This window comes from Paenibacillus sp. FSL H3-0302 (assembly GCF_037982245.1).
In the GTDB taxonomy this organism is placed as follows: Bacteria; Bacillota; Bacilli; order Paenibacillales; family Paenibacillaceae; genus Paenibacillus_AQ; species Paenibacillus_AQ odorifer.
Window position 1 is genome coordinate 1,192,858 of sequence record NZ_CP150284.1, and the last position, 13,269, is coordinate 1,206,126.

17 protein-coding genes are annotated in these 13,269 nt (G+C 44.9%); 15 read left to right on the forward strand and 2 right to left on the reverse strand.

Annotated elements, in window-relative coordinates:
- Positions 1-269 precede the first annotated feature (269 nt).
- From MHH50_RS05130 to MHH50_RS05150, 5 genes are all read left to right on the forward strand, one after another.
- Entirely contained in the window at positions 270-665 is a 396-nt protein-coding gene (locus MHH50_RS05130; RefSeq protein WP_340034017.1) for a RusA family crossover junction endodeoxyribonuclease, read from the forward strand.
- A 3-nt stretch (positions 666-668) separates the two neighbouring features.
- Positions 669-884 carry a hypothetical protein gene (locus tag MHH50_RS05135; protein ID WP_340034018.1) on the forward strand — a complete coding sequence of 72 codons (216 nt, stop codon included), beginning with the start codon at positions 669-671 and terminating at the stop codon, positions 882-884.
- Positions 885-997: 113 nt separating this feature from the next.
- On the forward strand, positions 998-1,225 hold the full coding sequence (locus MHH50_RS05140) for a hypothetical protein (protein WP_340034019.1): 228 nt from the start codon (positions 998-1,000) through the stop codon (positions 1,223-1,225).
- On the forward strand, positions 1,191-2,237 hold the full coding sequence (locus tag MHH50_RS05145; RefSeq protein ID WP_340034020.1) for a hypothetical protein: 1,047 nt from the start codon (positions 1,191-1,193) through the stop codon (positions 2,235-2,237). The genes MHH50_RS05140 and MHH50_RS05145 overlap by 35 nt, the downstream gene beginning before the upstream one ends.
- 22 nt (positions 2,238-2,259) lie before the next feature.
- Positions 2,260-2,724 (forward strand): sigma factor-like helix-turn-helix DNA-binding protein, encoded by a 465-nt coding sequence (locus tag MHH50_RS05150; RefSeq protein ID WP_340034021.1) that lies wholly within the window; start codon positions 2,260-2,262, stop codon positions 2,722-2,724.
- Between the two features lie 256 nt (positions 2,725-2,980).
- On the opposite strand, the gene MHH50_RS05155 is transcribed toward MHH50_RS05150, so the two are convergent.
- Together MHH50_RS05155 and MHH50_RS05160 are read right to left on the reverse strand one after the other, a co-directional pair.
- On the reverse strand, positions 2,981-4,345 hold the full coding sequence (locus tag MHH50_RS05155) for a hypothetical protein (protein ID WP_340034022.1): 1,365 nt from the start codon (positions 4,343-4,345) through the stop codon (positions 2,981-2,983).
- A gap of 205 nt (positions 4,346-4,550) precedes the next feature.
- The gene (locus MHH50_RS05160; RefSeq protein WP_340034023.1) at positions 4,551-4,793 is read right to left on the reverse strand and encodes a DNA-binding protein; all 243 of its coding nucleotides are present in this window, start codon (positions 4,791-4,793) and stop codon (positions 4,551-4,553) included.
- A 477-nt stretch (positions 4,794-5,270) separates the two neighbouring features.
- On the opposite strand from MHH50_RS05160, the gene MHH50_RS05165 reads away from it, so the two are divergent.
- Genes MHH50_RS05165 through MHH50_RS05210 form a run of 10 tightly spaced genes read left to right on the forward strand, consistent with a single transcriptional unit; the run spans position 5,271 to position 13,267 of the window.
- Positions 5,271-5,708, forward strand: coding sequence for a terminase small subunit (locus tag MHH50_RS05165; protein ID WP_340034024.1), 438 nt, complete (start codon positions 5,271-5,273; stop codon positions 5,706-5,708).
- Positions 5,705-6,973 (forward strand): PBSX family phage terminase large subunit, encoded by a 1,269-nt coding sequence (locus tag MHH50_RS05170; RefSeq protein WP_340034025.1) that lies wholly within the window; start codon positions 5,705-5,707, stop codon positions 6,971-6,973. Before MHH50_RS05165 ends, MHH50_RS05170 begins: the two co-directional genes overlap by 4 nt.
- 21 nt (positions 6,974-6,994) lie before the next feature.
- On the forward strand, positions 6,995-8,449 hold the full coding sequence (locus MHH50_RS05175) for a phage portal protein (RefSeq protein ID WP_340034026.1): 1,455 nt from the start codon (positions 6,995-6,997) through the stop codon (positions 8,447-8,449).
- Positions 8,446-10,206, forward strand: coding sequence for a minor capsid protein (locus tag MHH50_RS05180; RefSeq protein WP_340034027.1), 1,761 nt, complete (start codon positions 8,446-8,448; stop codon positions 10,204-10,206). The genes MHH50_RS05175 and MHH50_RS05180 overlap by 4 nt, the downstream gene beginning before the upstream one ends.
- Before the next feature lie 5 nt (positions 10,207-10,211).
- Positions 10,212-10,460: a hypothetical protein gene (locus MHH50_RS05185; RefSeq protein ID WP_340034028.1), complete on the forward strand. Its 249-nt coding sequence runs from the start codon at positions 10,212-10,214 to the stop codon at positions 10,458-10,460.
- Entirely contained in the window at positions 10,450-11,202 is a 753-nt protein-coding gene (locus tag MHH50_RS05190) for a phage scaffolding protein (RefSeq protein WP_340034029.1), read from the forward strand. Before MHH50_RS05185 ends, MHH50_RS05190 begins: the two co-directional genes overlap by 11 nt.
- Positions 11,203-11,223: 21 nt before the next feature.
- Positions 11,224-11,556, forward strand: coding sequence for a hypothetical protein (locus MHH50_RS05195; RefSeq protein ID WP_340034030.1), 333 nt, complete (start codon positions 11,224-11,226; stop codon positions 11,554-11,556).
- 20 nt (positions 11,557-11,576) lie between these two features.
- Positions 11,577-12,596: a major capsid protein gene (locus tag MHH50_RS05200; protein ID WP_340034031.1), complete on the forward strand. Its 1,020-nt coding sequence runs from the start codon at positions 11,577-11,579 to the stop codon at positions 12,594-12,596.
- Positions 12,597-12,633: 37 nt separating this feature from the next.
- The gene (locus MHH50_RS05205) at positions 12,634-12,915 is read left to right on the forward strand and encodes a hypothetical protein (protein WP_340034032.1); all 282 of its coding nucleotides are present in this window, start codon (positions 12,634-12,636) and stop codon (positions 12,913-12,915) included.
- Positions 12,899-13,267 carry a hypothetical protein gene (locus tag MHH50_RS05210; protein ID WP_340034033.1) on the forward strand — a complete coding sequence of 123 codons (369 nt, stop codon included), beginning with the start codon at positions 12,899-12,901 and terminating at the stop codon, positions 13,265-13,267. The genes MHH50_RS05205 and MHH50_RS05210 overlap by 17 nt, the downstream gene beginning before the upstream one ends.
- Positions 13,268-13,269: the final 2 nt, after the last annotated feature.

Here is a 13,269-nt window from a genome sequence, read left to right on the forward strand (position 1 = left end):
GGCGGCAATCATTAAAAACGATGAATACAGTTTAGTTACATTAATCATCTATTTAAGATTGCCGCAAGTTGTAAAAGATGGTCTTTGCAGCTTCGCAATTAAGTGCGGGGAATTTGATACGTGTATAGTTGCCGCCGCTGGCGACGGAGACCAGTATATATAAATATATAAGGATAAGGGAAGGGGGTATAAAAATCCCCCTTCCCCCTCCCCTAAATTTATCTTCGCGAGAAAAGTTGAAAAGTTAAAAAATGGAAGTTGGTATCATAATGACTGAATTCTTCATGCCGATGAAAAAAGTTCCGACGATCACACACCAACAGAAACAGGTCGCAGTCGTGAATGGTAAGCCGGTATTCTATGAACCTGATGAACTGAAGGCAGCGCGGGCGAAATTAATGGCTCATCTTGGGCAGCATGTGCCGGCAAGAAAATATACAGCAGCTATTCGGTTGACGGTGAAATGGTGCTTCCCGATTACTGGAAAACATCAAGATGGGGAGTACAAGTACACAAGACCCGATACTGACAACCTGCAGAAGTTACTCAAGGATTGTATGACTGACTGTGCCTACTGGAAGGACGACGCGCTGGTTTCATCAGAAATAGTTGAAAAGTTCTGGGCTGCGCTTCCAGGTATCTATATCAAAATCGAAGAGGTATAGCCTATGGATTACAAAGTGTTTTTTAACGATGTTGCTCTTTGGACCCAGCAGGCGAATCAAGCCGCCATGAAATACGGAATGACTGACTCTAACTTCTGGCTGTGGGTTGCTGATTCTTCCGGATCGATGTGCAAGAAATATCAGGACAACCCACTGGTGATAAAGCAGATGATTATACTAACGGAATGGCTTGAGGAGGTTTACCAGAAACAATCATAGCTTAGGGAGGGATAACGTGAAATCATGGGATAAATACCGGTGTGAATGTGGAAGGAAGTTCGCTGTTGAGCAGATACCAGGAGACGAGTTAGAAGAGCCTGGTTGTCCTGAGTGTGGCAGTACTAATAGCGATTTGGTCCAAAACGATGAGAGTTGATCCATTCTTCCAGGAGATTCCCTGGGACATCATCACAGACGATAACGGCAAGGTGATTGGTGAGGTTTACACGATTCTTCCCGAAGCACCGCCAAGAAAACGGCAGCGTAAGTGGGGGACGACTTCTGCAATGAAAAGGAGGTTTAGGGATGGCGAATACACCTATACCAAATCGAGCGGTTGAATATAGCGGTTACGGAACTAGCGGGGTTCGTGAGTACAAGCTTACTCCTGAAGAGCTTGAGGAGATCCGCCAGAAGTACCCAGCAACAAAGCGAGATATGAATTTTAAAAAGCCGGTAGCACATAATCTGCGAGATGATCAAAGATATCAAAATCATGAGGAGGACAAGGATATGGGAGGACAACGGACGAGCAAAGAGGGGCCTAGCTGTGGGCTAACTAAGAAATTATTCTTAGAGCAGATTGCAACTGGTGAAACGGTTTCAAGCATCGAGAAGGCTTGGGGGATGAAGTACAACACGCTGTACAATTGGGTCAAGAACTGGGACTGTCGAGGAGTTACACCTGATAAAGCCAGAGAGATACTTGCGCAGCTTGGCGAAGCTTCCGGCTATGCTACTGAACCTGACAAAACCCAACTGCTTCGTGAAAAGGAGACGTTGCCGCAGCAATCCGTGTCACATGACATGATTAAAGAATATAAATCACAATTGGATCAAGTAAAGTGCGCCTTGGATGAATCCGTGCTGGAGAACGAGCGACTTACAACTAAACTGGCTGAAGTAAAGCAAATGTTTGACGATGCCTATCAGCGGAATGTGAATGGGAATGCCAAGATCGGTGAACACTTGCAAGCTATTCAGGAACTGAAGGCTGAAGTAGAGCACTGGCAAGGTGAGGCAGAGAGAAGTATGGCGATTACCGGCAAGGCTGATGAGCAGTTGAGGGCTGAGTTGCAGGTGCTTCAGGATGAGATGAACCGTATGATATCAGAACGCGATGAGCTGGTGGCTGAACGTGATGAATTATACCATGAAAAAACAGCCTGGACTGAGAATGAAAAAATGCTGAATCAACTTGTAGAAGACCTACGGGACGATATCCGTAGGTTGCGAGAAATTAAAAAACAAGCAGCTGAGCCATTCAGTGAAACGCAGCTTCTTGACCGAAGTATCGCCGAGCTGACTCGAGCACGCAAGATTATCAATCTATTATCCGCATCGGGAGAATAACACAGAAATGGGGTCAGACATCATGAAGACAATTACAAAGGCAACTTGGATCGAAACCCTAATCTGTCAGTATGCCACAGATGTCCATAGTCTGGAACGTTACCGAGACACCTTGGATCTCAAGGATCCGAAAGCGGCAGAAGAGGCTGAGACCGTATCAGGGATGCTGGCAGACATGAGGTATGCCTTAACATGGATGCGTAGAGGACGCCGCCCAGGGAGCCGCAGAGGTGCTGAGATCACGGATGTGTACAGGCAGCGTGAGATTTATATCAAACTATCAGGGCAACAAATGGGAGAGGCTGAGCGGTTAAAGTTAGTGGATGCACTACTCGCTTTAAGTGATCGAGAGCGTACTTGTTTCTTACTCCACATGGCGCAGGGCTTGACGTTGTTAGAGATTTCGGGTAAGCTAAGTCTATCTAAGAACACTGTCCGAGACTATGTTGATCGGGCAAAATGCAAGATTAAACAAGACTTTTTGTGATCTTGCCGCACGTATTGCCGCACAACAAGCCGCACAACCTACCCACTATAATTCTGTCTATTAACGAGTCCTCCATTGCGGAGGGCTCTTTTTTACGGCTCATACACCCTTAAACGATTGGAAAATTGATGTGCTTAATCCCAAGTATAAGAATTATGTTTAAGAATCTGGAATCCATCTCAATTTTAACATTTCGAATAACCCATTAATTCTAGAGATGACTGCTGAAGGAGAAGATGCTCAGCAGCCGTTATGATTAATCTAGGTTATCTATCGTGGGTAGTCCGATAACAGTTGCAATATAATTATAATGTTTAAGAATATTTGTAATAATACCGAGTCCATCTTTTGCGATAGTAATTGTTTTATCGATTCCTTGTTCTGCATTTTTAATTTTAGTTATGAATTTTGTGAATTTTTGAGAGAGGCTATTTTTTTTTAGTTGCGTAGATTCCTCGCTTATATCTATTAAATCTCCTTGAATGTCATCGAGTTCATAAAGTGTTTCTGAATCAGGTTGAAGATATGGCTTTAACTCTTCAAGGTCATCTAAAAGTTGATTAATATTACTTTGAACTATTTGTTGTTGAGTTATATGATTATCTATTTGAATAACGGGAGAAATATTAATTGTGTGAGGAGCTGCTGATGATCGATGCGCAAAACCTTGTTTTAAAAGATCGGTGAAAGTTGATAAGTTGTTATTTTGTAAAGAAATTATATCTGCTTGGGACTCTAGTCGGGCTTTTAGTATTCTAATCTCAGTTTTTAACTCGAGAATTTGTATCTGATCAGTAAGGTAAACTTCAGGTTTTATTTCACCATTGATTATTTGTTGATATTCAATTAATGCTTTTTCAATTATTTCAGTGTGACCTGTATCTGTTTCAACTATCATTCTTACATTAAATCCCTCTTGTATTATTTTTACGTTAGTTGGTGTGCTAGGGTACTTTTCTTTGAGTATCTTACTGAAATAAGATAAAATCCCTAAACCTGCTTGATAGTACTCCGATGGAAATTCAATACTTCGATTTACATATTCTTTGCTATCATCAAAGAATTCATCGAACAGGCTATCTAATTCATTGTATAAAGATTCCGTTTGATTAAGTGAAATACACGCAAATAAGAAGGGATAGGTCACTGGTAAAGGTGAACTGCTATTTAAATGTTTAGCTATAAATTCATAAGAAGCACTGTGAGGTGTTATAGTACCTATCGTATTGAGTGTTACTTTATCGAAACTAAGAATAATAGGTATTATTGTTTCCCCTGTTTTTATGTATTTTGGAATTGTTGAAAAAAGTAAAGTATCTACCTTGGAATTACTTAAAGCAACAAATACTGAGATCCCATTATATGTTAAAGGTCCTCTTCTTAGGTCTTCCCAGCCGAAGGTAATTAAGTGTCTTTCAACAGTTCTGATTAGGTCTCTAAGTAACATTCTACTTTCTGTATTAGAGAAATTTTTATCCAACATAGCAGTTTCCAAAAAGGAATTTAAATTGATGGATTCTAAAGCACATAAAAGTGATTCGTATTCGTTTGAGTGATTCTCTTCTAGTAGTTTAATAGCATTTTTACAGCTATGAATTGAATTAATATATATTGTCCTCAATCCTTTCTATGAAATATATTATTAATCTACCAAAAATTTCATGATATTCAAATACTATTTTTCATATAAATATCGTTTTTAATCCATATTTTCGACATGGAGTGAGGCAAAACAAACTCAACGCCGGAGGTGGTGAAAATGCAGGATGGCTGAAACATCAAAATTAGCTGAGCATTCAAAAGGAATCACAAAAAGAAAGCCCGGCTTATTCACCGGGCTTGTCCTTCTTAGTGTGATACGCCTTTGCTGCTTCCTTACGCTCTATAAGATCAGAACGGAAGAAGAGACGTTCATTTTTGGTTTCTTTAACCGGTTTGAGCTTACCGTTTTTCACGAATCCGTGAATGTTCTGCCGGGTAGACTCTAGTATCTCCATAGCTTCCGAGACGCCGCAAATTTCGCGTTCGATCCATTCGGCTAGTTCTTCTTTGCTGTTGAATGTGTACATTACCACTTCACCAGCAATATAACGGTATTGGCGATACTGATTACAAGCGCGGCATAAGTCATTAATTCTGTAGCTCTTGCTTTGCGTGTCATGCTTCATCGCTCCTTATGAGTGTGATATACTGAAGGAAAGACGGCCCTTGATTTTCATCCCCTACGTCTTAGCCCCTTTTGGGGCTAAGATTTCGGGATTTCCTACTTGGTGAGCAGGATGATGAGGGTGAGGATGGAGTTTATCAGGGTGACGACTGCAATCGTCAACTTGAGGTTTAACTCTCTATCCTCTTTCCGTCTTTCTCTTCGTTTCTTCATCATTATCACCTCCTCTTGATATATTAATTATACCACGATACTTTACAATTGTAAAGTATCTATTGCGATAAGTTCAATCTTTTTTAGATTGGGCTTTTTTGTGTTTTTCAATCTCGTCTCAAAAATAATTAAGATTAATCACAAGAAGGCAGGTGGGTGAGATGCCATGAAACTAACAGAGAAACAAAAACGTTTTGCAGATTATTTCATCGAGACTGGTAATGCGGCTGAATCAGCTTTACGTGCTGGGTACAGTAAAAAGACGGCGAAGGATATCGGATACGAGAATCTGCAAAAGCCCCATATCCGTGAATACATTGATGCGCGTATTGCCGAGAAGGACAGTAAGCGGATAGCCAAGCAAGATGAGGTTCTGGAGTTTCTAACCAACGTTTTACGCGGTGAGGAACAGGAGCAGTTCCCGCTAGGTCTAGGCATGGGGGAACAAAAACTGGTGAAAAAGGAACTGGATGGTTCGAACCGTATCAAGGCAGCTGAGTTGTTAGGAAAAAGATACGGGATGTGGGTAGATCGGCAACAGATTGATGGAACAATGGGTGTACAGATTGTGGATGATGTTCCGCTCCCAGGTGAAGAAGCATGACAGCCCCCACTCCTTTAGTAAAAACGACGAAGCTGACCGATCTCATTGCTCCGAGCTTCTATGGGGTCCACCATGACATTAAGACCGGGAAGCATACACATTACTGGTTAGGGGGTGGCCGGGGCAGCACCAAATCCTCATTCGTGTCCATTGAGATTATTCAAGGTATGATGAGAGATCCGGAGGCCAATGCGGTTGCTATCCGGAAGGTAAAGGAGAATCTTCGTGAATCGGTCTATGAGCAGCTGCTCTGGGCAATAGATGTTCTTGGTGTTGGGGCCTATTGGCATGATAGTGTAAGCCCGATGAGCTTAACCTATCTGCCGACGGGTCAGAAAATCATCTTCCGAGGTGCAGATAAACCTAAAAAGGTAAAGTCCAGTAAATTGCGACGTGGGTACATCAAGTATGTCTGGTATGAAGAGATTGACGAATTCGGGGGTATGGCTGATATTCGTACCATGAACCAGACCTTTTTGCGGGGCGGCGAGAAATTCGTCGTCTTTTATTCGTATAACCCGCCGAAATCAAAGCGGAACTGGGTTAACGCGGAGGTTACCGAAAAACGCCCTGACCGTCTGGCCCATCATAGTACCTATGAGACTGTTCCCCGGCATTGGCTGGGAGAACAGTTTTTTGTTGAGGCTGAACACCTCAAGAAGACGAAGCCGGATGCTCACGATCATGAATATCTGGGGAAAGTCATCGGAACAGGTGGCGAAGTGTTCTCCAATCTCACATTCCGCACTATTCCAGATGATGAAATCAAGATGTTTGACCATGTTCGGCGCGGAGTGGACTTTGGGTACGCCGTGGATCCGGCGCATTATGGTGTGATGCATTATGACAGGACCCGGCGCCGTCTGTACATTTTTCACGAATTGCAGAAAGTCCAGCTAAGTAACCGGAAGCTGGCAGAACACATCAGGGTAGAGAACAAAGGGAATGGTCAAGTCATTGCCGACTCTGCGGAACCCAAATCTATCGCGGAGTTGAAAAGTCATAATATCCGAGTGAAGGGTGCCAAGAAGGGGCCGGACTCGGTAGAGTATGGCATTAAGTTCTTGCAGGACTTAGAGGAAATTGTGATTGATCCAACTCGCTGTCCAAATACCAAACGGGAATTCTACGGATATGAGTTGGAGTCAGATGGCAATGACGGGTTTAAAGACGGATTTCCGGATAAGGACAATCACAGCATTGATATGACCCGCTACGCTTTGGAAGATGATATTAGTCTTTCTGGCGTATCGTTCAAGAAATAACAGGGAAGGAGGTAAAAGGACATGGAAACCCTACAGCAGATTCTAGAGAATTTGGATGCTAATGCGCCCATGACGTTGGAGGAAATCATCAAGGCTGAGGTTAGTGATTGGGAACGATCCGGTGAGAGGAAACAGATGCTGATTGGCAAGAAGTATTATCGGATAAAGAATGACATCCTGGAGCAACGCCGAAAAACGATAGATGCAGATGGGCGGATGGTGGCTGCTGACAATCTGGCGGATAACCGTATTCCTCACGGATTTGTAAGGAAGCTGGTGGACCAGAAAATAGGTTATCTGCTATCCAAGCCATTTCTACCGAAGACGAAAAAGCCAGAATATCAATCAGAGCTGGATCTATTCTTCAACGATGACTTTAAAATGTTGTTTAAGAATACAGGCAAGGATGCGGTTAACTGTGGTAAGGCCTGGCTACATCCGTATTACACGGACACTGGCGAGCTTGCCTTTATGAGGATGAACCCAGAGGAGTGCCTGCCGATCTGGAAGGATGCCGCACATACCAAGCTGGCTGCTTTTATACGAGCCTATGAGATTGAGGGGTATGTGGCTAAGAAAAAGCAGACGGTCAAGCGAATCGAATGGTGGGATCTGGACGGTGTTCAGATATTTGAAGAGGAAGCGGGCAAGTTGAAGCCACTGGAGAAGCGGAATCACCTTGCTGTGATGGAGGGAAGCGCGGAGAAGCCTCTGAACTGGGAGCGGGTACCCTTTATCTGCTTCAAATACAATTCTGAGGAGCAGCCGCTGATTGAGTTGATCAAGAAGCAGGTCGATGATTATGACAAGCAAAAATCCGCCAACAGTAACAACCTGGAGGACCTGCCGAACAGTATCTATGTGGTCAAGAACTACAGCGGCGAGGGTGGCGGCGAGTTCCGCGAGAACATTTCCCGCTTCCGTGTGGCTTTTGTGGACGGTGACGGTGGAGTGGATACGATTAGCCTGGATCTGGATACCGAAGCGTATTCAAACCATATGGAGATGACTCGTAAGGACATTTTCGAATTTGGGCGGGGAGTGGACACTCAGTCTGACAAGTTTTCCAGTGCTCCTTCTGGTATAGCCCTTCGTTCTTTGTATCAGGACTTGGATCTGGATTGTAATGATATCGAGAACGAGTTTCAAGCGGGGCTTAAGCAGCTGATTTGGTTCATCGACGTCCACCTGGCAGCTGTAAAAGGCAACGATTACTCTGAGGAAACTGTGACGTTTATCTTCAATCGAGATATGCCGATTAACGAGTCTGAGGCGATCACTGACGCCAGCAACAGTATGGGGGTTATCTCCAAGGAAACCATCGTGGCTAATCATCCATGGGTTACGAACACCAAAGAGGAACTGAAGCGGATTGAGGCTGAAGAACAGGCAGAGCTGAAGAAGATGGATGATTACGGTCTACCTCCAGATCCGGGAGGTGACAAAGCTAAGCCGGAAGAGGATGATGACGAATGAAGTCAGCAGCCTACTGGTCTAAGCGAATGGAGCAACTGAATGAATCGCTACTGAATAAGGGTGTACCATTTAACAAAGCAATGCAAAAGGAATACCGCAAGGCTCAAATATCCATCCAGACGGACGTTAACAATTTCTATCAGCGGTTCGCGGATAATAACGGGATCGTTAGCCTATCCGCTGCTAAGCAAGTTCTCAAAGCAGGCGAGCTGAAGGAATTCAGGTGGAGCGTCGAGGATTACATCGCCCGCGGCAAAGAGAACGCCATCGATCAGCGATGGATGAAGGAACTAGAGAATGCCAGCATTAGAGTACGTGTTACCCGCCTAGAATCCATTCAATTGCAGATGAAGCAACATGTCGAGGAATTATCAGCTAAGCGTCTGGCAGGCACAACAGAGCTACTAGGCAACGTCTATAAGGATGGTTACTATCGAAGTATTTTTGAACTAGAAAAGGGTATCGGTATAGGAGCTTCATTTGCAAAGATCGATAAAAGGCAGTTGGAAGCTATCCTATCAGCACCTTGGGCACCAGATGGCAGCAGCTTTTCCCAACGTATATGGACTGATCGCGTCAGGCTGACTGGAACGCTTCGTAACATCTTTAGTCAGGGGCTTATTAGTGGTGATACCTCTAAGCAAATGATAGAGCAGCTTATGAAACGCTTCGATGTGTCACGGAAGAATGCAGAGCGGTTAATACTGACGGAATCAGCATACTTCGCTGGTCAGTCTCGTATAGCCGGCTACAAAGAACTTGGAGTAGAGCAATACCGCTACACTGCTACACTGGACAGCCGGACATCCATTACTTGCCGAGACCTAGACGGGAAAGTATTTGATATCGAAGATGCTCAGGTTAATGTCAATTATCCACCTATGCATGCTTATTGCCGATCAACCACCATACCGCACTATGAGGACAACATCAAAGAGCGGGTAGCTAGGGATGAAGATGGCAAAACGTATAAGGTTCCAGAGGATATCAACTACAATGACTGGGCTGAAAAGTACGCTCCCGGAGCTACTGAGACAGTTACTGTTGAAACCCCAACTAAGCAAGCGCCGGAGACTCCATTACCTACTATTGAGGTTCCAGGTGGGCCAACAAAGGATATTCCAATTCCTGAGAAAAGCATATATACCCTGGAACCAGAGAAATGGTATGATGAAACCGGAAAGACTGCACCACCGCTGATTAATCTCAGTAAGATGGATCTACCGAAGCTGCAGCCAGACATTCCGCGTAAACTAGGTAATATCGATCTATCTAAACCTGATATCGTCCGCAACTATGTAAAGGATGCGGAGCAAGCCATCAGGAATGCACCGGAAGAACATGCAATAGCTCTTACTAAGGAAGGTGAGGTTATCCATGTTAAGGGTGATAAGGCATCTGTCGATATTACCAAGATCAAACCACCTGAAGTACTTAAAAAGAGCATCGTCACCCATAACCACCCTACAGTGGATGGGGAACCCGGAGGATCATTTAGCCGGGACGATGTCCTAGCATTCATAAAGAATGGAATCAAGGAGTTGAGAGCAGTTGATTCAGGTAGCACGTACATCCTGAAGAAGTCAGCCCCAATAAACCTGAGTACAGATGAGATTAACCGTTTACTTGATAAAGCAGAAGATTCGTATCTTGCATTGCTTACTATTGAGCAGGCACTCACAGGTTATGACGAAAAGCACCTAACCATGGAACAGCTAGTAATGCTTCTTGAATCACTACAATATACAAAGGAGTGATGATCTTGCGAACTAAAGAAGAGAATAGAGCGGCTATCGCTGAACAGTTTGCCCCGCAACGTGAGAAGCTAGGCGAACGGTTTGACGCTTTTGTGGACGAGATCAGCGCCGTTAGGTATGAGTATCTTCAGAAGCGTGATAAGCTGCCGAAGTATCCTATAGGTGTTCTGGATGCTAATTCAGTTGAAGAGCGGCGATTGAGCCGCGAAGAAGGGTTGAAATGGGTCTTAATTAAACAGAAATATGGTATATGAAGCACTCTCCAATATGGGAGGGTGCTTTTATATTGCCGTCTTTTTGGTATTGCAGACGTTAAAGAACAAGACATCACCGGACGCGACCGGGATAACAAGCGAAGATGAAACGGAGGAATCGTTAATGAATAAAGAGCAATTTGTTTCACTGGGATTACCGAATGATCTGGCTGATAAGGCCGCCGCTGCTTCTGCTGATGAATTGAAAGGGTTTGTACCGAAAGCCCGCTTTGATGAAGTCAACGACGCGAAGAAGCAGGCTGAACAAGATCGTGACAAAGCCTCAGGTCAACTTGAAGAGGTGAAGAAGGCTGCCGGCGATAACCAGGCGCTGAAGGATCAGATTACGAAGCTGCAAGACGAGAACAAGACAGCCAAGACGGATTATGAGGCCAAAGTGAAGGACCTGCAGCTGACCACGGCACTCAAGCTAGCGCTGGCTGGTGAGGCGCATGATCCGGATATCGTTGCCGGGCTTCTGGATAAGACCAAGATCGAACTGGACGAAAGTGGCGGTGTAAAAGGTGGACTGGACGACCAGGTGAAGGCCCTGCGCGAGAGCAAGGGCTTTTTGTTTGCGGAAAAACAGGAGAACAAAGGACCGACCTTCAAGGGCTTCAAGTCTCCTGATGGCAAGGATCAGTCCAAAAGCGGCGGTGATACCAGTGTTGCTGCAGACTTTGCCAAGGCGGCCAATGATGCTGGCAAAGCGCCTGCTGCTGCAAATAACCCATGGTCCTAAATAAGAGAGGAGCTAAACAGTATGGTATATGTTAAAGATTACGGAAAAGTAGAAGATATTAATTTTCTAGCTAGTGCAAAGTATGTCAGTCATACGTATCAAATCAGCAATGAGGGAGTTTCAGCGGACTCACAAGGGCGCAAGATTGTTAAGGCTGGTACAGTGTACCCTGCCAATGATGCTACAGCTATCGGGATCGTATTCACTGATACCGATGTAACTGAGGGTCCACAACCAGGTGCGGTACTAATTGAAGCTTGGATTCTGGAGGCTCGTTTGCCAGTTGCTCCAGACGCAGCAGCTAAAACAGCACTCGCTGCTAAGTCAGGTATCAAATTCAAACAAAGCGTTTAATCGAAAGGAGAATATAAATCATGCCAAACGTATTAGAACTTTTTAATCAGCGCGAAATCCTGAACTATTTGGGAAATCGGCAGTACCCGGCTTTGTTGGGTGAGACGCTCTTTCCGGAGGTCAAACACGAATCATTAGAATTTGATCAGATCAAGGGCGCAGGAATGATTCCAGTCATCGCCAGTGTCCATGCGTTTGACTCTGAAGCGGAGATTGACAGCCGAGAGGGCTCCAAGCAGGCTATGGAACTGGCGCTAATTAAGCGGAAACGGCAGATGAAAGAAAAGGATATCATCGCCTTGGAAAACCCACGAACTTCAGCGGAACAACAGTATCTCATGAAGCGGGTGTATAACGATGTTGATGCATTAACTGCGGGTGTACGCGCTCGAGTTGAGCTTATGCGAATGGAGGCTACATCCAGCGGTACTGTAACTCTGAACGAGAATGGTTTAAATCTGACTCTGGATTACAAAGTGCCTGCCAATCACAAGCAGATCCTGTCTGGTTCTGATGTGTGGTCCGACCCAGATAGTGACCCTTTTACGCAACTGCAGGATTGGTACGCGACACTGGGTACTAAACCTAAACGCGCCTTGACATCTGCAGCTGCCTTGTCTGCGCTGCTTCGTCATCCGAAAGTAATTGGGGCATTGTTTGGCAATAACGCTGCGCGGGTAGCGACTCGCCTTGATTTGAATGCATTTATGACACAGCTCGAGCTTCCAACTATTGCGACCTATGAGGAAGTATACAAGAAGCAGAAAGCAGACGGCACGTATGAGCAACTACGATACTTCCCGCAGAATAAATTTGTTATGTTGCCGGATGGTCCACTGGGTGAGACTATTTACGGTCCGACAGCCGAAGAGATCCGTCTGGCGCGAGATCCGAATATCGACATTACAAAGGTCGGCAATGTACTAGCTATGGTGTACGAAGACGGTAAAGATCCGGTAAGCACTTGGACCAAAGCTGTAGCGACAGCATTGCCATCGTTCCCGGCTGCTGATGAAGTGTTCCAGGCAACAGTACTTTAATCATGGGGCGGTTCGCCGCCCTTAAGGAGGAATTAGCGTGAAAGTTGAAGTGAAGGAAGTCCCGATCCGGCATAATGGCCAGCTGTTTCAGAAAGGCGAGTCCTTCAGCGTGACTGAGAGGGACTTTGCCCGCTTGTTGCACTATGTCACCATTTTGGAAGAGGAAGCACTAGCGAAGGTGTCGGTATCTGAAATGAAGCTGCCAGAGCTAAAAGCTTATGCTAAGGAACAAGACATTGATCTGGGCGAAGCGACCAAAAGGGAGGATGTTCTTGCTGTAATCCTGAAAGCGGGTGTATCTGATGGAGGAGCATCTTAAATATTTTTTTAAGCTCAAGCAACTGTTAGGGATTCCGATTGAGACTACAACAAAAGATTTCCAACTGACCTTTGCGCTAGAATCCATCATTCAGGCCATTAAGACCTTTTGTAACATCTCATCGATTCCGCGTGAGCTGGATACTGTGGTGTTACAAATCGCGGAGGACTATTACCGTGCGAAATATCCTACTGAATTTGAGCAGGCAGCTCCAGCGGTTACGAGTATCAAACGTGGTGACGTGACCACGGCATTTGGATCAGCCAAAGCCAATGTTACTGTGGGATCTGGAGCGGCATTTATCCGGAACTATGAAGCTCAATTAATCGCTTTTCGCCGGATGAGGTGGTGATC

Coding starts and splice junctions, on each gene's coding strand:
- MHH50_RS05135 (WP_340034018.1), top strand. CDS start 669: ATGGATTACAAAGTGTTTTTTAACGATGTTGCTCTTTGGACCCAGCAG.
- MHH50_RS05190 (WP_340034029.1), top strand. CDS start 10,450: ATGGTATATGAAGCACTCTCCAATATGGGAGGGTGCTTTTATATTGCC.
- MHH50_RS05130 (WP_340034017.1), top strand. CDS start 270: ATGACTGAATTCTTCATGCCGATGAAAAAAGTTCCGACGATCACACAC.
- MHH50_RS05160 (WP_340034023.1), bottom strand. CDS start 4,793: ATGTACACATTCAACAGCAAAGAAGAACTAGCCGAATGGATCGAACGC.
- MHH50_RS05210 (WP_340034033.1), top strand. CDS start 12,899: ATGGAGGAGCATCTTAAATATTTTTTTAAGCTCAAGCAACTGTTAGGG.
- MHH50_RS05180 (WP_340034027.1), top strand. CDS start 8,446: ATGAAGTCAGCAGCCTACTGGTCTAAGCGAATGGAGCAACTGAATGAA.
- MHH50_RS05175 (WP_340034026.1), top strand. CDS start 6,995: ATGGAAACCCTACAGCAGATTCTAGAGAATTTGGATGCTAATGCGCCC.
- MHH50_RS05145 (WP_340034020.1), top strand. CDS start 1,191: ATGGCGAATACACCTATACCAAATCGAGCGGTTGAATATAGCGGTTAC.
- MHH50_RS05150 (WP_340034021.1), top strand. CDS start 2,260: ATGAAGACAATTACAAAGGCAACTTGGATCGAAACCCTAATCTGTCAG.
- MHH50_RS05200 (WP_340034031.1), top strand. CDS start 11,577: ATGCCAAACGTATTAGAACTTTTTAATCAGCGCGAAATCCTGAACTAT.
- MHH50_RS05195 (WP_340034030.1), top strand. CDS start 11,224: ATGGTATATGTTAAAGATTACGGAAAAGTAGAAGATATTAATTTTCTA.
- MHH50_RS05165 (WP_340034024.1), top strand. CDS start 5,271: ATGAAACTAACAGAGAAACAAAAACGTTTTGCAGATTATTTCATCGAG.
- MHH50_RS05170 (WP_340034025.1), top strand. CDS start 5,705: ATGACAGCCCCCACTCCTTTAGTAAAAACGACGAAGCTGACCGATCTC.